Genomic DNA, 22,782 nt, shown 5'->3' with positions numbered 1-22,782 from the left:
TCATTCGTATCCAGGCCGGTTTGATGCCGTATGAATAAAGAAAACATTTGCCTGGGAGGAGCGGCTTATTAAACCGCTTTTCGCCAAAGGCCCCTCATTGGGTGTGCGCCTGCTGGTGCTGACCGTGCTGTCGGTCGCGCTGATGGTGGTCGATGCCCGTTTCACGCTGCTCAAGCCAGTGCGCAGCCAGATGTCGCTGGTATTGATGGAATCCTACTGGATCACCGATTTGCCGCAGCGCTTGTGGCAGGGTGTTGCCAGCCAGTTTGGCAGCCGGACCGAGCTGGTGGCCGAAAACGAAAAACTCAAGACCGAGAACCTGCTGTTGCAGGGACGCATGCAGAAGCTGGCGGCCCTCACCGAGCAAAACGTGCGGCTGCGCGAGCTGCTCAATTCCTCGGCGCTGGTCAACGAGAAGGTCGAAGTGGCCGAGTTGATCGGCATGGACCCCAACCCCTTTACCCATCGCATCATCATCAACAAGGGTGAGCGCGACGGTGTTGTCCTCGGCCAGCCGGTACTCGATGCTCGCGGCCTGATGGGGCAGGTGGTGGAGTTGATGCCCTACACCTCTCGCGTGCTGTTGCTGACCGATACCACCCACAGCATTCCCGTGCAGGTCAACCGCAACGGCTTGCGGGCGATTGCCAGTGGCACCGGTAATCCGGAGCGCCTGGAGCTGCGGCACGTCGCAGACACCGCCGACATCAAGGAAGGCGACCTGCTGGTCAGTTCCGGTCTCGGTCAGCGATTCCCGGCCGGGTATCCGGTGGCGACGGTCAAGGAGGTTATACACGACTCAGGTCAGCCGTTCGCTATCGTGCGTGCGGTGCCAACGGCTGCGCTGAATCGCAGCCGATACCTGCTGCTGGTATTCAGCGACAACCGCACCCCGGAAGAGCGCGCCAACGACGCCGCCGTGGCCCAGGAGGCCGAGGATCGGCAGAACATCGACTCGACCGCGACCCCGGTTACCCCGGCGACAGTCCCGGGCACAACACCGGCACCTGCCCCGGCTGCAACGACCCCGGCGCCAACGCCGGCCACCCAAGCCCCGGCGACTCAACCCGCAAGGCCCGCGGCCAAACCGCCTGTCTCCACGCCGGCCACCGCGCCAGCCACCAGGGGAGCACGAGAATAATGAGCAGTACACATTCCGGTAACGGCTGGATGGTCTGGCTGACGTTCGCCATCGGCCTGTTGCTCAGCGTTTCGCCGCTGCCACAATTCATGGAAATCCTGCGCCCGCTGTGGCTGGCGCTGCTGCTGGCATTCTGGGCGCTGGCGCTGCCGCACAAGGTCGGCATGGTCACCGCCTGGTGTCTGGGGCTGGCCGAAGACGTGCTTTATGGCACGTTGCTGGGGCAGAACGCGCTGATCCTGACGCTGATCACGTTCCTGGTGCTATCGCTGCAACAACGCCTGCGGATGTTCCCCATGTGGCAGCAGTGCCTGGTGATCCTGGTGATTTTCGGCCTGGCGCAGCTGGTGCAGCTGTGGCTCAGCGCGCTGACCGGCAATCGCCAGCCGACCCTGGCGCTGGTGTTGCCGGCACTGGTCAGTGCCTTGCTCTGGCCGTGGGTCAGCTTCGGTTTGCGTGGCTTGCGCCTGCGTTTCAAAATCAACTGATTCGGTCAGGCATTGGCCCGCACCTTGAGAGGGAGATGTCTTGATGAAACCGCTTTACCTCGCCTCGGGCTCGCCGCGTCGGCGTGAGTTGCTCACGCAGATCGGTGTGCTATTCACCGCCGTCAGCGCAGACATCGACGAAACTCCCCTGGATGACGAAACCCCTTCGGCCTATGTCGAACGTCTGGCGCGTGGCAAGGCCGAGGCCGGGCGACGTGCTTTGCCCGCAGGCGTGGACGGCTGCGTGCTGGGTGCCGACACCGCCGTGGTGCTGGACGGGCGGATTCTGGGCAAGCCGCTGGATCAGGCCGACTCGATGGCGATGCTCTTGAGCCTGTCCGGTCGTGACCATGAGGTGCTGACCGCCATTGCGGTACTGGACGGGCAACGTTGTGAATCCCGTGTGGTGCGCAGCCGGGTCAGCTTTCGCTCCATCACTGAGCAACAAGCGCTAGCCTATTGGAACAGCGGTGAGCCCCGGGACAAGGCTGGCGGCTACGGTATTCAGGGCTTGGGGGCGGTATTCGTCGCAGGGCTTGAAGGCAGCTATTCAGCTGTGGTCGGCCTGCCGCTGTGCGAAACCTCGGAGCTGTTGGGCCATTTCGGCATACCCTGTTGGCAAACCCTGAGCGCGCGCTGAGCGCCGTCTGACTTGATGCGGCCATTATCGTGAACACGCCTGAACGAGACCCTGCCATGAGTGAAGAGATCCTGATCAACATCACGCCGATGGAATCGCGCGTGGCGGTGGTTGAAAACGGTGTTCTGCAAGAAGTTCACGTCGAGCGCACGCAAAAACGTGGGATCGTCGGCAATATCTATAAAGGCAAGGTGGTGCGGGTGTTGCCGGGCATGCAGGCGGCGTTCGTCGATATTGGCCTGGATCGTGCGGCGTTCATTCATGCCTCGGAAATATCCATGCGTGAAGGCCCGGCCGTGGAGAGCATCAGTGCCCTGGTTCATGAAGGCCAGAGCCTGGTGGTCCAGGTCACCAAGGACCCCATCGGTTCAAAGGGCGCGCGCCTGACCACGCAGTTGTCGATTCCGTCGCGCTACCTGGTGTACATGCCGCGTACCGCTCACGTCGGCATTTCCCTGAAGATCGAAGATGAAGCCGAGCGCGAGCGCCTCAAGCAGGTGGTCAGCGATTGCGTGGAGAAAGAGGGCATCAAGGAAGCTGGAGGTTTCATCCTGCGCACCGCCGCCGAAGGGGCTGGGGCCGATGAAATTCTCATGGACATCCGCTATTTGCGCCGGCTCTGGGACCAGATCGCCGATCAGATCAAGACCATCGCCACCCCCAGCGTGATCTACGAAGACCTCGGTCTGGCATTGCGGACCCTGCGGGACCTGGTCAGCCCCAAGATTGAGAAAATCCGCATTGATTCCCGGGAAACCTTCCAGAAAACCACCCAGTTTGTGGCGGAGCTGATGCCGGAAATCGCTGATCGTCTCGAGCATTACCCCGGCGAGCGGCCGATTTTCGACCTGTACGGCGTCGAAGACGAAATCCAGAAGGCCCTGGAGCGTAAGGTGCCGCTCAAGTCCGGCGGCTACCTGGTGGTGGACCCGGCCGAGGCCATGAGCACCATTGACGTCAACACTGGGGCGTTCGTCGGCCATCGCAACCTCGAAGAAACCATCTTCAAGACCAACCTGGAAGCGGCCACCGCCATCGCTCGTCAGCTGCGCCTGCGCAACCTGGGCGGAATCATCATCATCGACTTCATCGACATGGAGCATGAAGAGCACCAGCGCCAGGTCCTGCGGACCCTGGAGAAACAACTCGAGCGCGACCACGCCAAGACCAACATCATCGGGATCACCGAGCTGGGCCTGGTGCAGATGACCCGCAAGCGCACTCGCGAGAGCCTTGAGCAGGTGCTGTGCGAACCGTGCAGCAGTTGCCAGGGCCGGGGCAAGCTCAAGACCCCGGAAACCGTGTGTTACGAAATCTTCCGGGAAATCCTCCGGGAGGCACGCGCTTACCAGGCCACAGGTTATAGAGTGTTGGCGAACCAGAAAGTGGTGGATCGCCTGCTCGATGAAGAGTCAGGGAACGTTGCGGAACTGGAGGCCTTTATCGGTCGCACGATTCGCTTTCAGGTGGAAACCATGTATTCCCAGGAACAATACGACGTGGTGCTGCTCTGAAGTGGCTTCATGAGCGGCAGCCCCGCGGATTTGAATACTTTTGCCAGGGGAGCCCGCTGACATGGAGCGTCTGACACGCATTTTGGCCGCGCTGACCCGTTGGGGCCTGGGCCTGTGCGCGCTGCTGTTGGTGCTGGTGGCACTGTATGTCAGCCTCGGGCGAGAACTGGCTCCGCTGGTGGCCGAATACCGCGCCGAGGTCCAGACCCGCGCCAGCGAAGCGTTGGGCATCCCCGTGCATATCGGCAGCCTGGACGGTAGCTGGAGCGCCCTGGCCCCCATCCTGCTGGCCCACGACGTGATGGTCGGCGAGGGCGCCAATGCCTTGCATCTGGATCAGGTGCGGGCCGTGCCGGACTTGTGGGGCAGCCTGGTGGCGCGTCAGGTGCGCATTGCTCACTTGGAACTCAGCGGCCTGAAGATCAGCCTCAAGGAAGACGCCGACGGCAAGTGGGCCCTGGAGGGGCTGCCAATGCAGGACGATCAGCCCCTGGATCCCCAGCAACTGCTCGAGCGCATGCAGATGATCTCGAAGCTGTCGGTGCTCGACAGTCAGGTGACCTTGCAGCCGCTGGAACAACCGCCGCTGACCCTGACCTATGTTGGCCTGAGCCTGCGCACTGGTGTTGCCCGTCAGCGTCTGGATGCCCGACTGACCCTGCCTGACGGCCAACCCGTCGCGATCAACCTGCGCACCCGTATCCGCGCCAGCGACTGGCAGAACGGCCAGGCTGATGTCTACCTGAGTCTGCCGCAAAGCGATTGGTCCAAATGGCTGCCGGAACGCCTGACCCGACAATGGCATTTTTCCCGGATCAAGGCTGGCGCAGAGTTCTGGCTGAGCTGGGGCGCGGGCACCGTGCAAAGCGCGGCCATTCGACTGAACGCGCCGGACATCCAGGGCGCCTATGCCGAGCGCAAGCCGGTGCAGATCCATAACCTGGCGCTCAACGGGTATTTCCAGCGCAGCGACCAGGGATTCAGCGCAACCTTCGATTCCCTGGCAATGAGCCTGGGCGAAACCCGTTGGGAATCGCGCCTGCAGTTGCAACAGAACAACGCCACCGAAAAAACCGAAGAACTCTGGCACGTGCAGGCTGATCGCCTCGACCTCACGCCGCTGACGCCGTTGCTCCATGCCCTGGCGCCGTTGCCCGAAGGCGTTGCCACGGCAATCGACCGGCTCAAGTTCACGGGCGGCCTGCGCAACGTGCTGGTGGACTACCGCCCGCAGAACAGCGGTGATCAGAAAGTCAGCTTCGCCACCAACCTGGACACCGTAGGCTTTGATGCCTATCGCGGCGCCCCGGCGGCGCGCAACGTGTCCGGGAGCCTGAGCGGCGACCTGGGCGGCGGTGAGCTGCGCATGGACAGCAAGGATTTTTCCCTGCACCTGGACCCGATCTTCGCCAAGCCCTGGCAATACTTGCAGGCTAACGCCCGGCTGACCTGGAAATTAGACAAACAAGGTTTCACGCTGATTGCGCCGTACCTGAAGGTACTGGGGGAGGAGGGCCGGATTGCCGGTGACTTCCTGATTCGCCTGCATTTCGACCACAGCCAGGAAGACTACATGGACCTGCGGGTCGGCCTGGTGGATGGCGACGGTCGCTATACCGCCAAGTATCTGCCTGCTGTCCTGAGCCCTGCGCTGGATGAGTGGCTGCGCACGGCAATCGTCAAGGGCGCGGTGGATCAGGGTTTTTTCCAGTATCAAGGTTCGCTGAACCACGGTGCCGAAGACGCGGCTCGCAGCATCAGCCTGTTTTTCAAGGTGCATGATGCCGAGCTGGCCTTCCAGCCGGGTTGGCCTTCGGTGAGCAAGGTCAGCGGGGATGTTTTCGTCGAAGACAGCGGCGTGCGTATCTTTGCCAGCCAGGGGCAGTTGCTGGACACCCAGGTCAGGAATGTTTCGGTGAACATCCCCCATGTGCCCAGCGGCCAGAATTCCCATCTGCTGTTGGACGGCGAGTTCGCCGGAGGCTTGGGTGACGGCTTGAAGATCCTGCAGACGGCGCCGATCGGTACGGCGCAGACGTTCGCCGGCTGGGAAGGCGAGGGCGACCTGCAAGGCAGTGTGAAGCTGGATATTCCTTTGGCGAAAGGCGAACAACCGAAGATTCTGGTGGACTTCAAGACCGACAAGGCCCGGCTCAAGCTCAGCGAGCCGGTGCTGGAGCTGACGCAGCTCAAGGGCGATTTCCGCTTCGACAGCAACAAAGGACTGAGCGGCAAGAATATCGCGGCCCGAGCGTTCGACCGGCCCGTGACCGCGCAGATTTTTGCCGAAGGCCGTGCCGGTGAACTGACTACGCGGGTGGCCGCCTCCGGACAGGTGGAGGTCAAGAAACTCACTGACTGGCTGAAGGTTACACAACCATTGCCGGTGACTGGCGTGGTGCCGTATCAGTTGCAGGTGATCCTCGACGGTGCCGACAGCCAACTGTCGGTCAGTTCCAGTCTCAAGGGCGTGGCCGTGGATCTTCCCGCGCCCTTCGGGTTGGCGCCCGATACCGGGCGTGACACGGTGTTTCGCATGACCTTGCAAGGCGCGGAGCGCCGTTACTGGGTGGATTATGGCGACCTGGCCAGCTTCACCTACGCGGCGCCGAACGGACAGGTTGCAGAAGGTCGCGGTGAACTCTTGCTCGGTAACGGTGATGCGATTCTGCCGGGAGGCAAGGGCCTGCGCCTGCGCGGGACGCTGTCGCAGCTGGATGTGAGTCCGTGGCAGGAGCTGGTGGGCAAGTATGCGGGGCAGGATCCGGGCGGTAGCGCCAAACAACTGCTTAGCAGCGTCGATCTGAACATCGGCAAGCTCACCGCCATGGGCACGACCCTGGACCGGGCTTCGGTGCAACTGGACCGCAAGCCTGACGCCTGGGCTTTGCGACTTGCCAGCGAGCAGGCCAAGGGCACCGCCAGTCTGCCGGACGCGAAGGCCGCACCGATCGGTATCAAGCTTGACTACATTCGCCTGCCGGCTGCCGACCCGACGGTCCAGACCGACGAAAACGCGCCGGACCCGCTGGCTTCGGTCGATCCCCGCAACATTCCGGCCATGGATATTGTCATTGACCAGTTGTTCCAGGGGCCCGACCTCATTGGTGCCTGGTCGTTGAAGGTGCGTCCGACAGGCAAGGGCATTGCTTTGAACAACCTGGACATGGGCCTCAAGGGCATGGTCTTGAGTGGCAACGGTGGCTGGGAAGGCGTCCCCGGCTCCACCAGCAGTTGGTACAAAGGCCGCATCGGTGGCAAGAACCTGGCCGATGTGCTCAAGGGCTGGGGCTATGCGCCGAGCGTGACCAGCGAGAAATTCCGCCTGGACGTCGATGGTCGCTGGCCTGGCTCGCCAGCGTGGGTCGCCACGAAGCGCTTCTCCGGGAGTCTGGATGCGTCGCTGAGCAAGGGCCAGTTCGTCGAGTTGGAAGGCGGCGCCCAGGCGCTGCGGGTATTTGGCTTGCTGAACTTCAACTCCATCGGCCGCCGATTGCGCCTGGACTTCTCTGACCTGTTCGGCAAAGGCTTGAGTTACGATCGGGTCAAGGGGCTGCTGGTGGCGAGCGACGGTGTTTACGTGACCCGTGAACCCATCACCCTGACGGGACCGTCGAGCAATCTGGAGCTCAACGGCACACTGGACATGGTGGCTGATCGGGTCGACGCCAAGTTGCAGGTGACGCTGCCGGTGACCAACAACCTGCCGATTGCAGCGCTGATTGTCGGCGCGCCAGCGGTGGGTGGGGCGCTGTTTCTGATCGACAAACTGATTGGCGACCGTGTGGCGCGCTTTGCCAGCGTAAGATACGACGTCAAGGGGCCGTGGAAAGAGCCGAAGATTACCTTCGACAAGCCGTTCTGACAGGCGATGACATCCCCCTTGTGGGAGCGAGCCTGTGGGAGCAAAGCTTGCTCGCGATTGCGGTGTATCAGCCAGCCTATATGTTGGATGTACCTGCCTCATCGCGAGCAAGCTTTGCTCCCACAGCCGCCTCGAGCGAGGATAAAAAAGAGGGAAGCACCATGCCAGTGGCAGTGATTCAGATGGTCAGTCAAAGCGATGTGCTCGCCAATCTGGCCCGCGCTCGTGTGCTGCTGGAACAGGCTGCCGCTGGCGGCGCAAGGCTGGCGGTGCTGCCTGAAAACTTCGCGGCCATGGGCCGGCGGGATGTGGCGGACATCGGTCGTGCCGAGGCCTTTGGTCAGGGACCGATCCTGCCCTGGTTGAAACAGGCCGCCCGTGACCTCAAGTTATGGATTGTGGCCGGCACGTTGCCGTTGCCGCCGATGGAACAACCGGACGCCAGGGTGCATGCCTGTTCGTTGCTGATCGATGATCAGGGCCAGATTGTCGCGCGCTACGACAAGCTGCACCTGTTCGATGTGGACGTGGCAGACAATCGCGGTCGTTATCGCGAGTCTGATGACTATGCTTATGGCTACAACGTGGTAGTGGCCGATACACCTGTAGGGCGGGTTGGTCTGACGGTTTGTTATGACTTGCGTTTCCCGGAACTCTATAGCGAACTGCGCGCCGCCGGGGCTGAATTGATCACCGCGCCTTCGGCGTTTACCGCAGTGACTGGCGCTGCCCATTGGGAGGTGTTGATTCGCGCCCGGGCTATCGAGACCCAGTGTTATGTGCTGGCAGCCGCTCAGGGTGGGCTGCATCCAGGGCCACGGGAAACCTTTGGCCATGCAGCGATAGTCGATCCGTGGGGCCGTGTGCTGGCGCAACAGGAACAAGGCGAGGCCGTTTTGCTGGCCGAGCGCGACAGCAGCGAACAGGCGTCCATCCGGGCGCGTATGCCGGTGGTTAGCCATCGGCGCTTTTTCTCGCAGGGCGCTCGACAGCGGCCTGTCCAAGACGACGAATTCAAGGCGTAGAACATATGAGCGGGTTGTTATCCTCAGTCAGTGAACACCTTTTAGCCCCCGGTGGCGTAACCCTCGAAAGCCTGCAAGGGGTGCTGGGCGACCTGGCCGGCCCGGGCATCGATGCAGCCGACCTGTATTTCCAAGGGATGATCTCCGAGTCCTGGTCGCTGGAAGACGGCATCGTCAAGGAAGGCAGTTTCAACCTTGACCAGGGTGTGGGCGTGCGTGCCCAGTCCGGGGAAAAAACCGGCTTTGCCTACAGCAACGCCATCACCCTTGAAGCACTGGGCGCCGCAGCCCGTGCCGCTCGTTCGATTTCCCGGGCCGGGCAGAACGGCAAGGTACAGGCCTTCAGCAGTCAGGACGTGACGCAGTTGTATGCGCCGGACAACCCGCTGGAAGTCATGAGCCGCGCCGAAAAGGTCGAGCTGCTCAAGCGCATCGACGTCGCCACTCGCGCCCTTGATCCACGCATCCAGCAAGTATCGGTGAGCATGGCCGGGGTCTGGGAGCGGATCCTGGTGGCGTCCACCGACGGCGGTCTGGCGGCGGACGTCCGGCCGCTGGTGCGTTTCAATGTCAGTGTGATCGTCGAGCAGAACGGTCGTCGCGAGCGCGGCGGCCATGGTGGCGGCGGACGCACCGATTACCGTTATTTCCTCAGCGAAGATCGCGCCATGGGTTACGCCCGCGAAGCGCTGCGCCAGGCCCTGGTCAACCTTGAAGCGATCCCGGCGCCGGCCGGCACATTGCCGGTGGTGCTGGGCTCCGGCTGGTCCGGTGTGCTGCTGCACGAAGCGGTGGGGCACGGTCTGGAAGGCGATTTCAACCGTAAGGGCAGCTCGGCCTACAGCGGCCGCATGGGCGAAATGGTCGCTTCGAAACTCTGCACCATCGTCGATGATGGCACCCTGGCCGGACGTCGCGGCTCCCTGAGTGTCGACGATGAAGGCACCCCGACCGAATGCACCACCCTGATCGAGAACGGCGTGCTCAAGGGCTATATGCAAGACAAGCTCAACGCCCGCCTGATGGGCGTGGCCCGTACCGGCAATGGTCGCCGCGAGTCTTACGCGCATCTGCCGATGCCGCGCATGACCAACACCTACATGCTGGGCGGTCAGAGCGATCCGGCGGAAATCATCGCTTCGGTGAAAAAGGGTATTTACTGCGCCAACCTCGGCGGCGGCCAGGTGGATATCACCAGCGGCAAATTCGTGTTTTCCACCAGTGAGGCTTACCTGATCGAAGACGGCAAGATCACTGCGCCGGTCAAGGGCGCGACCCTGATCGGCAACGGGCCGGAGGCGATGAGCAAGGTGTCGATGGTCGGTAACGATCTGGCGCTGGACAGCGGCGTGGGGACGTGCGGCAAGGATGGGCAGTCAGTACCGGTGGGTGTTGGTCAGCCGACCCTGAAGATTGATGCGATTACCGTGGGTGGCACGGGCGCATGACGGGAGAGCTGGGTGGAGTGCGAGGCCTCCACCCACGGTCGTTACTCAGCGCAGGCCGCGTTGGGTTTCGTCCAGCTCACGAATGTATTTGAAGATTTTACGGCTCGAGGCCGGTGGCTTGTTTTGCGCCAACTCGTGCTGGGCCTGACGGATCAGGGAGCGCAGTTGCTGACGGTCAGCCTCCGGGTAGTCGATGACGAATTTTTCCAGTACGCCGTCATCGCCTGCGATCAGGCGATCGCGCCAGCGCTCCAGGTTATGGAAGCGTTCGTTGTACTGCCGGGTAGAGGCATCGAGTTGATCGAGCAGAACCAGGATGGCGTCAGTGTCCTGGTCGCGCATCAGTTTGCCGATGAATTGCAGGTGCCGTTTACGCGCGATATTCGCGGTGTGCTTGGGCGCATCGGCCAGGGCCCGGCGCAAGGCGTCGGTCAGAGGCAGTTTGGCCAGCAAGTCAGGCTTGAGTGTTGTCAGGCGCTCGCCGAGGTCAACCAGAGCATGCAGCTCGCGTTTGACCTGGGATTTGCTTTTTTCACCCTCGTAGAGGGAGTCGTCGTAAGAATCAACCATGGTGGCAGTCCGCAAAGAAACGCCGCCATGATAACCAGTCGGGGGCCGCTTGTCCGGCCCGGTCGCACGAAGGCCTCAGGTTTGTACGCAAAGTCGCGAAGGCACTCTTCGTACAAACCCTGACCGAAAGCAGAATTTGAGTGGAGATACACCATGAGTGCAGTTCAGAGCGTCGGCCCGCAAGCATTGCCGGCACTGCAGGAACAAGTCGAGCAGATCCTTGCCGAAGCCAAGCGACAGGGCGCCAGCGCGTGTGAGGTGGCGGTCTCTCTGGAACAAGGTTTGTCGACATCGGTTCGCCAGCGCGAGGTGGAGACCGTCGAATTCAATCGCGACCAGGGGTTTGGCATCACGTTGTACGCCGGCCAGCGCAAGGGCTCGGCCAGCACGTCGGCCAGTGGTCCTGACGCCATTCGTGAAACCGTTGCCGCTGCGCTGGCGATCGCCCAGCACACCTCCGAGGACGAAGCTTCGGGCCTGGCCGATGCTGCGCTGATGTGCAAGGAACTGCGAGACTTCGACCTGTTCCACGCCTGGGACATCACCCCGGAACAAGCCATCGAGCAGGCGTTGCGCTGTGAAGCGGCGGCTTTCGACGCCGACCCGCGAATCAAAAACGCCGACGGCACGACCCTCAATACCCATCAGGGCTGCCGTGTATACGGTAACAGCCACGGTTTTATCGGTGGTTATGCGTCGACCCGGCACAGCCTCAGTTGCGTCATGATCGCCGAAGCCAACGGCCAGATGCAGCGCGACTACTGGTATGACGTGAACCGCCAGGGCAATCGTCTGGCAGATCCGGTGAGTATTGGCCGCAAAGCCGCGCAGCGGGCGGCCAGCCGCTTGGGTGCGCGGCCGGTGCCGACCTGTGAAGTGCCGGTGCTATTTGCCGCCGAACTGGCCGGCGGGTTGTTTGGCAGCTTTTTGTCGGCGGTCTCCGGCGGCAATTTGTATCGCAAATCATCGTTTCTCGAAGGGGCACTCGGCCAGAAACTGTTCCCGGAGTGGATGACCATCGATGAGCGTCCGCACCTGATGCAGGCCATGGGCAGCTCGGCCTTCGACGGCGATGGCCTGGCCACCTACGCCAAGCCATTCGTGGAGAATGGCGAACTGGTGTCCTACATTCTCGGCACCTATTCCGGTCGCAAGCTCGGCATGCCCAGCACCGCCAATGCCGGTGGCGTGCATAACCTGTTCGTGACCCATGGCGAAGAGGACCAGGCAGCCTTGCTGCGTCGCATGGGCCGTGGCCTGCTGGTGACGGAACTGATGGGGCATGGCCTGAACATGGTCACCGGGGACTATTCTCGCGGCGCGGCGGGGTTCTGGGTCGAGAACGGCGAGATTCAGTTTGCCGTCCAGGAAGTCACCATCGCCGGTAACATGCGCGATATGTTCAAGCAGATCCTGGCGGTGGGTAACGACCTGGAACTGCGCAGCAACATCCGCACCGGCTCGGTGTTGATCGAGCGAATGACGGTAGCGGGTAGCTGACCTTCAGCGCAGTAAAAAAGGCGCGTCATCCAAGTGGATGACGCGCCTTTTTATATTTAGAGGAACCTTGTGGCGAGGGGATTTATCCCCGTTGGGGTGCGAAGCGCCCCCATTCAAACTGCCTGACTCATCGCCGTGTCAGGTTTTGGGGCTGCTTCGCACCCCAGCGGGGATAAATCCCCTCGCCACAATGAATCTGCTTCAGAGCTTGAGGCTATTCGCCTTCATCGAAGTAGTTGTTGATCAGCCCCACCAACGCATCCAGCGCCTCCTGCTCCTGTTCACCTTCGGTTCGCAGATGGATTTTGGTGCCTTGGCCGGCTGCCAGCATCATCATGGCCATGATGCTTTTGCCATTGATCATTTTCTCGGGGTCACGGCCCACTAGGATCTCGCAAGGAAACTGACCTGCCACACCGACGAACTTGGCTGACGCGCGGGCATGCAAGCCCAGCTTGTTGATGATTTCAATTTCCAGAGCGGGCATCGCGATGTGAATCCTTTAGCTGAGGTCGCGGTGGCGAACCTGGACGTTCTTCAGGGACTGTTGCAGGAGCTGACCCAATCGTTCGGTCAGGTAGACGGAGCGGTGATGGCCCCCGGTACAGCCAATGGCAATCGTGACGTAGGCGCGGTTGCTCGCGGCAAAGCGCGGCAGCCATTTGAGCAGGTAGCTGGAGATGTCCTGGTACATTTCCTCGACATCCGGCTGGGCGGCCAGGTAGTCGATCACCGGCTGGTCGAGCCCCGATTGTTCGCGCAGCTCCGGTTTCCAATAAGGATTGGGCAGGCAGCGCACATCGAACACCAGGTCGGCGTCTACCGGCATTCCGCGCTTGAAGCCGAACGACTCCACCAGAAATGCCGTGCCTGGCTCCGGCTGGTTCAGCAGGCGCAGCTTGATGGTGTCGCGCAGTTGATACAGGTTCAGGTGGGTCGTATTGACCTTCAGGTCCGCCAGGTCGGCGATCGGCCCCAGCAGCTGACTCTCGTCATGAATGGCTTCGGCCAGGGAGCGGCTTGCGTTGCTCAGGGGGTGACGCCGACGGGTTTCGGAGAAACGCTTGAGCAGCGTCTCCTCATCGGCATCCAGATACAGCACATCGCACTGGATGTGCCGATTGCGCACTTCCGCGAGCAGCTCCGGGAACCGCGACAGGTGGCTCGGCAGATTGCGTGCATCGATGGAGACCGCCACCAGCGGTTGCGCCAGTTCGGTGTGGATCAGGGCGCGCTCGGCCAGTTCCGGCAGCAGGCCGGCCGGCAGGTTGTCGATGCAGTAGTAGCCGCTGTCCTCAAGCACGTTAAGCGCCGTGCTTTTACCGGAGCCGGAGCGTCCGCTGACAATGATCATGCGCATGTTTAATGACCGTTCTGCTCGTCCAGGACAACCTGATACAAGGCTTCGTTGCTCGGCGCGCTGCGCAATTTCTCGCGCACTTCCTTGCGGTCCAGCATGCTGGCGATCTGGCGCAGCAGCTCAAGGTGCGCATCGGTCGCCGCTTCCGGTACCAGCAGTACAAACAGCAGGTCGACCGGTGCGCCGTCGATGGCGTCGAAATCTATGGGTGCTTCAAGGTGCAGCAACGCACTGATCGGCGCTGTACAGGCCTTGAGGCGGCAATGGGGAATGGCGATACCGTTGCCAAAGCCGGTGGAGCCCAGTTTTTCACGGGCAAACAGGGCCTCGAAGACATCCTGCATTTCCAGATCCGGTACCTCTCGGTGGATCAGGTTGGCAATTTGTTCGAGGGCTTTCTTTTTACTGCCACCCGGCACGTTCACCTGGGAACGGCCGGGGGTCAGGATGGATTCTAGTCGGATCATGGATTAGGGGGGTTAACGACCGGTCGCGCCCTGGAGGAGGCTCTGGGTCTTTTCCTTATGCTTTTTGAGTTGGCGATCCAGCTTGTCGGTCAGCAGGTCAATCGCGGCATACATGTCTTCATGCGCAGCATTGGCAACCACCTCTCCGCCGGGGATATGCAACGTGGCTTCGATTTTCTGCAGCAGCTTCTCGACGTTCATCGTGACTTGCACGTTGGTGATCTTGTCGAAATGCCTCTCCAATCGTTCGAGTTTTTCGCCGATGTATTCGCGAAGAGGTTCGGTCACTTCCAGTTGGTGTCCACTGATGTTGACTTGCATACAGCTTCTCCTTCGTTGCCAGTGCATAAAGCGGCAGGCAGAAATGCCTGCCACTGGAACGCTGTGGCGTGGCCTGTTACATCAACCGCTTGCGTTCGCTCGAAGGTGCGATCCCGAGGGATTCACGGTATTTGGCGACGGTACGGCGGGCCACCTGAATGCCTTGTGCCTCCAGTAAACCAGCGATCTTGCTGTCACTCAACGGCTTTTTCTGATTTTCCGCGGCCACCAGTTTTTTGATGATCGCGCGGATGGCTGTGGACGAGCATTCACCGCCTTCGGAGGTGCTGACGTGGCTGGAGAAAAAGTATTTCAGTTCATAAATGCCCCGGGGGGTATGCATGAATTTCTGGGTGGTCACCCGCGAAATCGTCGACTCGTGCATGCCCACTGCCTCGGCAATGTCGTGCAGGACCAACGGCTTCATGGCTTCGTCGCCGTACTCCAGGAAGCCGCGCTGATGCTCGACGATCTGGGTGGCTACTTTCATCAGGGTTTCGTTGCGGCTTTGCAGGCTCTTGATGAACCAGCGCGCTTCCTGCAACTGGTTGCGCATGAAGGTGTTGTCGGCGCTGGTGTCCGCGCGCTTTACGAAGCCGGCGTACTGGGCGTTGACCCGCAGCTTGGGCACCGATTCCTGGTTCAGTTCCACCAGCCAGCGGTCGTTGTGCTTGCGCACGATCACGTCGGGAACCACGTATTCGGGTTCAGTGGACTCGATCTGCGAGCCTGGGCGCGGGTTGAGGCTCTGGACCAGTTCGATCACCTGGCGCAGTTCATCTTCCTTGAGCTTCATGCGACGCATCAACTGGCTGTAGTCGCGACCGCCCAGCAAGTCGATGTAGTCGGTGACCAGTCGCTTGGCTTCGGCCAGCCAAGGCGTCTTGGCGGGTAACTGACGCAGTTGCAGCAGCAGACACTCGCCCAGGTTGCGAGCACCGATGCCGGCGGGTTCGAACTGCTGGATGCGGTGCAGGACGGCTTCGATTTCGTCCAGCTCAATGTCCAGCTCGGGGTCAAAGGCCTCGAGGATTTCTTCAAGCGTCTCGTCCAGGTAGCCCTGATTGTTGATGCAGTCGATCAGGGTCACGGCAATCAGACGATCGGTATCGGACATCGGCGCCAGGTTCAGTTGCCACAGCAAGTGGCTCTGCAGGCTTTCGCCGGTGGAGGTGCGGGTAGTGAAGTCCCACTCGTCGTCATCGCTGCTGGGCAGGCTGCTGGCGCTGGTCTGGTAGACGTCTTCCCAGGCAGTATCCACGGGCAGATCGTTGGGGATGCGTTCATTCCATTCGCCATCCTCAAGGTTATCCACCGTCGGGGCGGTTTCCTGATAGGACGGTTCCGGGATTTCGGTGTTGGTCTTTTGCTCGACGTTATCGGCCAGCGGATCGGTGTTGTCGAAGTCGTCGCCTTCTTCCTGGCGTTCGAGCATCGGATTGGACTCCAGGGCCTCCTGGATTTCCTGTTGCAGGTCCAGGGTCGACAATTGGAGCAGGCGGATGGCCTGTTGCAGCTGCGGTGTCATCGTCAGCTGCTGGCCCATTCTCAAGACTAGCGATGGTTTCATGGCTGGGGCTTAACACCTTATTCGCCGGCGCACATGCGCCATCCACTACAGGGCGCCGAAGCGCCAAACTTAAGCAAATTATATGCCTGAAACTGAAGTGTTTGCCTAGGGCGTCACGTAATAAAATTAGCGACGCCGAGGTGATTGACCAGACACTTTTCGCTTACAGGCGGAACTCATGGCCCAAATACACTTCCTTGACCAGTTCATTGGCCAGGATGGTCGCGGAGTCGCCTTCGGCAATCAACTGGCCATCATTGACGATATAGGCGGTTTCACAGATATCCAGCGTCTCGCGAACGTTGTGGTCGGTGATCAATACGCCGATGCCCTTGGCCTTGAGATGGTGGATGATCTGCTTGATGTCGCCGACCGAAATCGGGTCCACGCCAGCGAATGGTTCGTCCAGCAGGATGAATTTCGGTGCGGTGGCCAGGGCGCGAGCGATTTCCACGCGGCGCCGTTCGCCACCGGACAGGCTCATGCCCAGGTTGTCGCGGATGTGGCTGATGTGGAATTCCTGCAGCAGGCTTTCCAGTTCCTGGCGGCGACCGGCCTTGTCGAGTTCCTTGCGGGTCTCGAGGATCGCCATGATGTTGTCGGCAACCGACAGTTTACGGAAGATCGACGCTTCTTGCGGCAGATAGCCGATACCGGCCTTCGCCCGGCCATGCATCGGCTGGTGGCTGACGTCCAGGTCGTCGATCAGGACGCGGCCCTGATCGGCCTGAACCAGGCCGACGATCATGTAGAAACAAGTGGTCTTGCCCGCGCCGTTGGGGCCGAGCAGGCCGACGATCTGGCCGCTGTCGATGGACAGGCTGACATCACGCACGACTTGGCGGCTCTTGTAGCTCTTGGCCAGGTGCTGAGCTTTCAGAGTTGCCATTACTGGGCCTTCTGCTCGTCGGTTTTCTTTTTCGGCTGGATGACCATGTCGATCCGTGGACGCTGCTCGGTGACCTTGCTGCCAGTGGCGCGACCGGCGCTGGCCAGCTTCTTGACCGTGTCGTAGACGATTTTCTCGCCCTGGGTGATGTTGTTGTCCTTGTCGACGACCTTGGCGCGATCGATCAGCACCACGCGGTCTTTGGCGGCGTGGTACTGAATGGTTACCCCGTAGCCTTGAACCGGCTTGGTGTCGCCCGCGGTTTGCATCTGCTCGAAGTAGGCCAGATTGCCCACCGAGGTGACGACGTCGATGTCGCCGGACTGGGTGCGGGTGATGGTCACGGTGTTGCCGGTGACCTTCATCGAACCCTGGGTGATGATCACGTCACCTTTATAGGTGGCTACACCGTTCTTGTCGTCCAGTTGGGCGTCGTCGGCCTGGATGCGGATAGGCTGGTCGCGGTCGGTGGGGAGGGCCCAGGCGCTCGCGCTTCCCAGTGCTGCGCCCAGACTGAGCAAAATAGGGAGGGTTTTAGCGAGCTTCATACTGTCCTCTTACGTTCGATAGCAGGTGTATCCTGCTTTCCTTCAAATACGCTTTCATTCCCGTGCCGGTCGACACACCACCGGCGCCGTCGATTCTAACGGGTTGCTCGGTCTGCGCATATTCTCGCTGCGGGAAGACTGTCATACGACTGCTGGTAATGATGGTCGTACGGTTCTTCTCATCGGTCCGGGCGATGCGTACCGAATCAATCAGTTCCACTTCGGTGCCGTCGGGATTGACCTCGGCGCGTTCGCTCTGCACGTGCCACGGAAACTCGGTGCCCCTGAACATGTTCAGGTCTGGCTTGGTGACCAGTGTGATTTCGCTGGCCTTGACGTGGTCGACTTTGTCGGACGTCATTTCATACTGCACTTTGCCATCGGGCAGGTATTGCAGGGTATGCGTGTTGGTCGCATACCAGTCGATATCATTTTCCTGGACCTTGACCGCAGGGCGGTCGAGGAAGCGTTCCGGGCTGATGTTCCAATAGCCGACCGCCGCGAAAATCGCTGCGATGCAGCCGAACACCACGATGGTGCGAATTTTCTTGCTTAGCATAAATGGCTCACAGATACGCGGCGTTGGCCGCCTCGAGGCGGCCTTGGGCGCGCAGGATCAGTTCACAGAATTCACGAGCGGCCCCTTCGCCGCCTCGCGCCGTGGTGATGCCGTGGGCGTGCTCGCGCACGAAGCCGGCCGCGTTTGCCACCGCCATGCCCAGGCCGACCCGACGAATCACCGGCAGGTCCGGCAGGTCGTCACCGAGGTAGGCGACCTGTTCATAGCTTAGGTTGAGTTGCCCCAGAAGCTCGTCCAGCACCACCAGTTTATCTTCTCGTCCCTGATACAGGTGGGGGATGCCGAGATTCTTCGCGCGCCGCTCGACCACTGGCGTCTTGCGGCCACTGATGATGGCGGTCTGCACGCCGGCGGCCATCAGCATCTTGATGCCCTGGCCGTCGAGGGTGTTGAAGGTCTTGAATTCGCTGCCGTCTTCGAGGAAATAAAGGCGGCCGTCGGTCAGGACGCCGTCCACGTCGAACACGGCCAGTTTGATCGCTTTGCCACGTTGCAGCAGGTCTGTGTTCATTTACATGACTCCCGCACGCAGCAAGTCGTGCATGTTCAGGGCGCCCACTGGGCGGTCTTCGTCGTCGACCACCACCAGGGCGCTGATCTTATGGTCTTCCATGATTTTCAAGGCCTCGGCGGCGAGCATCTCGGCGCGGGCAGTCTTGCCGTGGGGGGTCATGACCTGCTCGATGGTCGTACTGTGAATGTCGATCGGGTGGTCCAGGGTGCGACGCAGGTCGCCGTCGGTGAAGATCCCGGCGAGTTTGCCGTCAGTTTCGAGAATGACCGTCATGCCCAGACCCTTGCGGGTCATTTCCATGAGTGCATCCTTGAGCAGCGTGCCGCGTGGCACCTGTGGCAGCTCCTGACCTGCGTGCATCACGTTTTCCACTTTCAACAGCAGGCGACGGCCCAGGGCGCCGCCGGGGTGGGAGAACGCGAAGTCTTCAGCGGTAAACCCCCTGGCTTCCAGCAACGCCACGGCCAGGGCATCACCCATGACCAGGGTGGCGGTGGTGGAAGAGGTCGGCGCCAGGTTCAACGGGCAGGCTTCGTGCTCGACATGAACATTGAGATTGACCTCGGCGGCTTTGGCCAAGGGCGAATCCGGATTGCCAGTGACACTGATCAGTTGGATCCCCAGGCGCTTGATCAACGGCAGCAGGGTGATGATCTCATTGGTGGAGCCAGAGTTGGACAGGGCCAGGATGATGTCTTCCCGAGTGATCATGCCCATGTCACCGTGGCTGGCTTCGGCCGGATGGACAAAAAATGCCGGAGTGCCGGTGCTGGCCAGGGTGGCGGCGATCTTGTTGCCGATGTGTCCCGACTTGCCCATGCCGACCACGACCACCCGACCCTTGCTGGCCAGAATCATCTCGCAGGCACGTACGAAATCAGCGTCGATATGGGGCAGCAAGCCTTGTACGGCTTCGAGCTCGAGGCGGATGGTACGTTGTGCCGATTGAATCAGGTCGCTGGTTTGGTTCATGTCAGAGATCGTATGGCTCGATGAAAAGGCGGCGATTATAGCGGCAATGAACAATTCCCTCACGTTAGTTCGTCATGCTTTGTTCGAGCGATTCACATGACTTGATACAAAGTCTCTTCTTTTAGCTGTATCCGGACTGAACGGGCGCGGGCTTGGGCCTTGGGCGCTTGGGTGTTGCAGTGATATAGTTCGCCGCCGGTTCGGGTGCCCGGCAGTCCGGCGTTTGTCGGTTGGCCAGGGCATTCGGATGTGAGGCTGCATCGCAAGGAGTTTAGATGAGTGCCGACAACGCCTACGCGGTCGAGCTGAAGGGATTGTCCTTCAAGCGAGGGGCGCGCAGCATTTTCAATGACATCGATATCCGCATTCCCCGTGGCAAGGTCACCGGCATCATGGGGCCTTCCGGGTGCGGCAAGACCACGCTGTTGCGGCTGATGGGTGCACAGTTGCGCCCCAGTGCCGGCGAAGTCTGGGTCAATGGGCAGAATCTTCCAAAGCTGTCGCGCAGCGATCTGTTCGATGCGCGCAAGCACATGGGCGTGCTGTTCCAGAGCGGCGCATTGTTCACCGATCTCGACGTGTTCGAGAATGTGGCGTTCCCCTTGCGGGTCCATACCGACCTGCCGGAAGAGATGATTCGCGACATCGTCCTGCTCAAATTGCAGGCGGTCGGGCTGCGGGGTGCCCTGGACTTGATGCCGGACGAACTGTCCGGTGGCATGAAGCGCCGCGTCGCCCTGGCCCGGGCGATTGCCCTTGATCCGAAGATCCTCATGTATGACGAACCCTTCGTCGGCCAGGACCCGATCGCCATGGGCGTGCTGGTGCGCCTGATCCGTCTGCTCAACGATGCGCTGGGTATTACCAGCATTGTGGTATCCCACGACCTGGCCGAAACCGCCAGCATTGCGGACTACATCTACGTGATCGGCGATGGCCAGGTGCTGGGGCAGGGTACGCCCCAGGAATTGAAGGCCTCGGACAGCCCGCGCATTCGTCAATTCATGAAGGGTGATCCGGACGGGCCTGTGGCGTTCCATTTTCCGGCCACGGATTACCGCACCGATCTGCTGGGGAAGCGCTGATGCGCAAGAAATCACTGATAGAAAGAGTTCGCCTGTTTGGTCGTTCCGGCATCGATGTGGTGGCAGTGCTGGGCCGTTCCTCGCTGTTTCTGATGCATGCCCTGCTGGGGCGCAACACGACGGGTGGCGGGTTTGGGCTGCTGGTGAAGCAACTGCACTCGGTGGGCGTGATGTCCCTGGTGATCATCGTGGTCTCCGGGATCTTCATCGGTATGGTCCTGGCGCTGCAGGGGTTCAATATCTTGTCCAGCTACGGTTCGGAGCAGGCGGTTGGACAGATGGTCGCGCTGACATTGTTGCGTGAGCTGGGACCTGTGGTGACCGCGCTGCTGTTTGCCGGGCGTGCCGGTTCGGCGCTGACGGCCGAAATCGGTAACATGAAGTCCACCGAACAGTTGTCCAGTCTGGAAATGATCGGTGTCGACCCGCTCAAGTACATCATTGCCCCGCGCCTGTGGGCCGGTTTCATTTCCCTGCCGGTGCTGGCGATCATTTTCAGCGTCGTGGGGATCTGGGGCGGCTCGTGGGTGGCTGTAGACTGGCTGGGGGTCTATGAAGGTTCCTACTGGTCCAACATGCAGAACAGTGTCGATTTTCTCGACGACGTGCTCAACGGCGTTATCAAAAGTGCCGTATTCGCTTTCGTGGTGACCTGGATCGCCGTGTTTCAAGGCTATGACTGTGAGCCCACGTCAGAGGGGATCAGCCGTGCCACAACCAAGACCGTGGTGTACGCCTCGCTGGCGGTCCTGGGCCTTGACTTTATTCTGACCGCCTTGATGTTTGGAGATTTCTGATGCAAAACCGCACCCTGGAAATCGGTGTCGGCCTTTTCTTGCTGGCTGGCATCCTGGCTTTGCTGTTATTGGCCCTGCGGGTCAGTGGCCTGGCGCCGACCGCAAGCACCGACACTTATAAACTTTATGCTTATTTTGACAATATCGCCGGTTTGACGGTCAGAGCCAAAGTGACCATGGCTGGTGTAACCATCGGCAAGGTCACGGCAATCGATCTGGACCGCGACAGTTTCACCGGTCGGGTGACGCTGCAGCTGGAAAAGCGCGTGGATAACCTGCCGACTGACTCCACTGCATCGATCCTCACTGCTGGGCTGCTGGGCGAGAAATACATCGGTATCAGCGTTGGCGGTGAAGAAGCTTTGCTCAAGGATGGCGGGACCATCCACGATACGCAGTCGTCGCTGGTGCTTGAGGACCTGATCGGTAAATTCCTGCTCAATACCGTTAGCAAAGACGCCAAATGAGGAGCTTTTGAATGATCTCTATCTTGCGACGTAGCCTGTTGGTGCTGCTCGCGGCGCTGCCGCTGATGGCCAACGCCGGGGCCGCGCCTTCGGCCCATGAAATCATCCAGGACACTACCACCCGGTTGCTGGCAGACTTGGCCGCCAACAAAGAGAAATACAAGCAGGATCCGGGGGCTTTCTACGACGCGCTGAACGGCATCGTCGGTCCCGTGGTGGATGCCGACGGTATTTCCCGAAGCATCATGACCGTCAAGTACTCGCGCAAGGCGACCCCGGCGCAGATGACGCGCTTCCAGGAAAACTTCAAGCGCAGCCTGATGCAGTTCTACGGCAACGCCTTGCTCGAATACAACAACCAGGGCATCACCGTTTCGCCGGCCAAGGACGAAAGCGGCAACCGCACCAGCGTCGATATGCAGGTCAAGGGCAATAACGGCGCCATTTACCCTGTGTCCTACACACTCGAGAAAATCAACGGCGAGTGGAGGGTGCGTAACGTGATCATCAATGGCATCAACATCGGCAAGCTGTTCCGCGATCAGTTCGCTGATGCGATGCAGCAAAACGGCAATGATCTGGACAAAACCATAGACGGTTGGGCCGGTGAAGTCGCCAAGGCCAAGGAAGTTGCCCAGGATGCTCAAGAGAAGCAGGCGCAATGAGTGAGTTGGCGAGTGAGTCGGCCGTTCGTTTGGGCGAATCTGGCGAGCTGTTGCTCAGTGGCGTGCTGGACTATCGCACTGGCCCGGTCTTGCGCAAGCAGGGCCAGGCGCTGATCGGCTCCGCCGGCGCCGCAGAACTGGTCATTGACTGCTCGGCGGTGCAGAAGTCCAGCAGTGTCGGCCTGTCCCTGCTGCTGTGCTTCATGCGTGACGCCAAAGCTGCCGGAAAAACCTGGAGCATCCGTGGGATGCCCGAAGACATGCGCGAAATAGCCCAGGTCAGCGAACTGACCGAACTATTGGTGCACTCCTGACCCACATCCCTGAAAAAGCCCCCCGTCAGAGTCCTGCTTCGC

At 60.7% G+C, this 22,782-nt stretch carries 24 protein-coding genes; 13 read left to right on the top strand and 11 right to left on the bottom strand.

Translation table 11 applies throughout. From position 1 onward, the window contains the following. The first annotated feature begins 67 nt into the window (after positions 1 to 67). The 7 genes from mreC to tldD all read left to right on the top strand — a co-directional run bounded on the left by mreC (position 68) and on the right by tldD (position 10,121). The gene (gene mreC, locus AC3I65_RS22155) at positions 68 to 1,141 is read left to right on the top strand and encodes a rod shape-determining protein MreC (protein ID WP_076383560.1); all 1,074 of its coding nucleotides are present in this window, start codon (positions 68 to 70) and stop codon (positions 1,139 to 1,141) included. Then, positions 1,141 to 1,629, top strand: coding sequence for a rod shape-determining protein MreD (gene mreD / locus AC3I65_RS22150; protein ID WP_047228679.1), 489 nt, complete (start codon positions 1,141 to 1,143; stop codon positions 1,627 to 1,629). The genes mreC and mreD overlap by 1 nt, the downstream gene beginning before the upstream one ends. A 43-nt stretch (positions 1,630 to 1,672) precedes the next feature. After that, complete coding sequence (locus AC3I65_RS22145; protein ID WP_488524165.1) at positions 1,673 to 2,269, top strand: Maf family protein; 597 nt, start codon at positions 1,673 to 1,675, stop codon at positions 2,267 to 2,269. A gap of 56 nt (positions 2,270 to 2,325) precedes the next feature. Next, on the top strand, positions 2,326 to 3,783 hold the full coding sequence (gene rng, locus AC3I65_RS22140; protein ID WP_047228677.1) for a ribonuclease G: 1,458 nt from the start codon (positions 2,326 to 2,328) through the stop codon (positions 3,781 to 3,783). A gap of 61 nt (positions 3,784 to 3,844) precedes the next feature. Further along, a complete protein-coding gene (locus AC3I65_RS22135) occupies positions 3,845 to 7,648 on the top strand; it encodes a YhdP family protein (protein ID WP_488524164.1) in 3,804 nt (1,267 codons plus the stop codon). Positions 7,649 to 7,809: 161 nt separating this feature from the next. Next, the gene (locus AC3I65_RS22130) at positions 7,810 to 8,673 is read left to right on the top strand and encodes a carbon-nitrogen hydrolase family protein (RefSeq protein WP_488524163.1); all 864 of its coding nucleotides are present in this window, start codon (positions 7,810 to 7,812) and stop codon (positions 8,671 to 8,673) included. Positions 8,674 to 8,678: 5 nt separating this feature from the next. Further along, positions 8,679 to 10,121, top strand: a complete 1,443-nt coding sequence (gene tldD, locus AC3I65_RS22125) for a metalloprotease TldD (RefSeq protein ID WP_047228674.1) — start codon at positions 8,679 to 8,681, stop codon at positions 10,119 to 10,121. A gap of 45 nt (positions 10,122 to 10,166) precedes the next feature. Here tldD and yjgA read toward each other — a convergent pair whose 3' ends face one another. Beyond that, the gene (gene yjgA / locus AC3I65_RS22120; protein ID WP_003197830.1) at positions 10,167 to 10,691 is read right to left on the bottom strand and encodes a ribosome biogenesis factor YjgA; all 525 of its coding nucleotides are present in this window, start codon (positions 10,689 to 10,691) and stop codon (positions 10,167 to 10,169) included. Between the two features lie 153 nt (positions 10,692 to 10,844). On the opposite strand from yjgA, the gene pmbA reads away from it, so the two are divergent. After that, positions 10,845 to 12,191, top strand: a complete 1,347-nt coding sequence (gene pmbA / locus AC3I65_RS22115) for a metalloprotease PmbA (RefSeq protein WP_047228673.1) — start codon at positions 10,845 to 10,847, stop codon at positions 12,189 to 12,191. A gap of 214 nt (positions 12,192 to 12,405) precedes the next feature. Here pmbA and AC3I65_RS22110 read toward each other — a convergent pair whose 3' ends face one another. The 10 genes from AC3I65_RS22110 to AC3I65_RS22065 form a co-directional block, all read right to left on the bottom strand. Continuing rightward, complete coding sequence (locus tag AC3I65_RS22110; protein WP_047228672.1) at positions 12,406 to 12,678, bottom strand: HPr family phosphocarrier protein; 273 nt, start codon at positions 12,676 to 12,678, stop codon at positions 12,406 to 12,408. A gap of 15 nt (positions 12,679 to 12,693) precedes the next feature. Next, complete coding sequence (rapZ, locus tag AC3I65_RS22105; protein ID WP_047228671.1) at positions 12,694 to 13,551, bottom strand: RNase adapter RapZ; 858 nt, start codon at positions 13,549 to 13,551, stop codon at positions 12,694 to 12,696. A 2-nt stretch (positions 13,552 to 13,553) separates the two neighbouring features. After that, entirely contained in the window at positions 13,554 to 14,018 is a 465-nt protein-coding gene (gene ptsN / locus AC3I65_RS22100; RefSeq protein ID WP_047228670.1) for a PTS IIA-like nitrogen regulatory protein PtsN, read from the bottom strand. Between the two features lie 12 nt (positions 14,019 to 14,030). After that, a complete protein-coding gene (gene hpf, locus AC3I65_RS22095; RefSeq protein ID WP_047228669.1) occupies positions 14,031 to 14,339 on the bottom strand; it encodes a ribosome hibernation-promoting factor, HPF/YfiA family in 309 nt (102 codons plus the stop codon). 76 nt (positions 14,340 to 14,415) lie between these two features. Beyond that, positions 14,416 to 15,909 (bottom strand): RNA polymerase factor sigma-54, encoded by a 1,494-nt coding sequence (locus AC3I65_RS22090; protein ID WP_047228668.1) that lies wholly within the window; start codon positions 15,907 to 15,909, stop codon positions 14,416 to 14,418. Positions 15,910 to 16,072: 163 nt separating this feature from the next. Further along, the gene (gene lptB / locus AC3I65_RS22085) at positions 16,073 to 16,798 is read right to left on the bottom strand and encodes an LPS export ABC transporter ATP-binding protein (protein WP_047228667.1); all 726 of its coding nucleotides are present in this window, start codon (positions 16,796 to 16,798) and stop codon (positions 16,073 to 16,075) included. Beyond that, the gene (lptA, locus tag AC3I65_RS22080; protein WP_076383562.1) at positions 16,798 to 17,346 is read right to left on the bottom strand and encodes a lipopolysaccharide transport periplasmic protein LptA; all 549 of its coding nucleotides are present in this window, start codon (positions 17,344 to 17,346) and stop codon (positions 16,798 to 16,800) included. The genes lptB and lptA overlap by 1 nt, the downstream gene beginning before the upstream one ends. After that, a complete protein-coding gene (lptC, locus tag AC3I65_RS22075; protein ID WP_047228665.1) occupies positions 17,333 to 17,905 on the bottom strand; it encodes an LPS export ABC transporter periplasmic protein LptC in 573 nt (190 codons plus the stop codon). The genes lptA and lptC overlap by 14 nt, the downstream gene beginning before the upstream one ends. A gap of 7 nt (positions 17,906 to 17,912) precedes the next feature. Further along, the gene (locus AC3I65_RS22070; RefSeq protein ID WP_047228664.1) at positions 17,913 to 18,437 is read right to left on the bottom strand and encodes a KdsC family phosphatase; all 525 of its coding nucleotides are present in this window, start codon (positions 18,435 to 18,437) and stop codon (positions 17,913 to 17,915) included. Beyond that, entirely contained in the window at positions 18,438 to 19,412 is a 975-nt protein-coding gene (locus tag AC3I65_RS22065; RefSeq protein ID WP_076383563.1) for a KpsF/GutQ family sugar-phosphate isomerase, read from the bottom strand. A 275-nt stretch (positions 19,413 to 19,687) separates the two neighbouring features. Here AC3I65_RS22065 and AC3I65_RS22060 point away from each other — a divergent pair, with 275 nt between their 5' ends. From AC3I65_RS22060 to AC3I65_RS22040, 5 genes are read left to right on the top strand one after another with little or no spacing between them, the layout of a single operon-like run. After that, on the top strand, positions 19,688 to 20,497 hold the full coding sequence (locus tag AC3I65_RS22060; RefSeq protein WP_047228662.1) for an ATP-binding cassette domain-containing protein: 810 nt from the start codon (positions 19,688 to 19,690) through the stop codon (positions 20,495 to 20,497). Next, positions 20,497 to 21,294 (top strand): lipid asymmetry maintenance ABC transporter permease subunit MlaE, encoded by a 798-nt coding sequence (gene mlaE, locus AC3I65_RS22055; protein ID WP_047228661.1) that lies wholly within the window; start codon positions 20,497 to 20,499, stop codon positions 21,292 to 21,294. The genes AC3I65_RS22060 and mlaE overlap by 1 nt, the downstream gene beginning before the upstream one ends. Next, entirely contained in the window at positions 21,294 to 21,761 is a 468-nt protein-coding gene (gene mlaD, locus AC3I65_RS22050; protein ID WP_047228660.1) for an outer membrane lipid asymmetry maintenance protein MlaD, read from the top strand. The genes mlaE and mlaD overlap by 1 nt, the downstream gene beginning before the upstream one ends. Positions 21,762 to 21,772: 11 nt before the next feature. Next, positions 21,773 to 22,426 (top strand): MlaC/ttg2D family ABC transporter substrate-binding protein, encoded by a 654-nt coding sequence (locus tag AC3I65_RS22045; protein WP_488524162.1) that lies wholly within the window; start codon positions 21,773 to 21,775, stop codon positions 22,424 to 22,426. Further along, the gene (locus tag AC3I65_RS22040; RefSeq protein ID WP_047228658.1) at positions 22,423 to 22,740 is read left to right on the top strand and encodes an STAS domain-containing protein; all 318 of its coding nucleotides are present in this window, start codon (positions 22,423 to 22,425) and stop codon (positions 22,738 to 22,740) included. The genes AC3I65_RS22045 and AC3I65_RS22040 overlap by 4 nt, the downstream gene beginning before the upstream one ends. Positions 22,741 to 22,782: the final 42 nt, after the last annotated feature.

The organism is Pseudomonas sp. N-1-13 (assembly GCF_057787095.1).
Note: the sequence above shows the minus strand (reverse complement) of the source record. Positions and strands in the feature narration are given on the sequence as shown.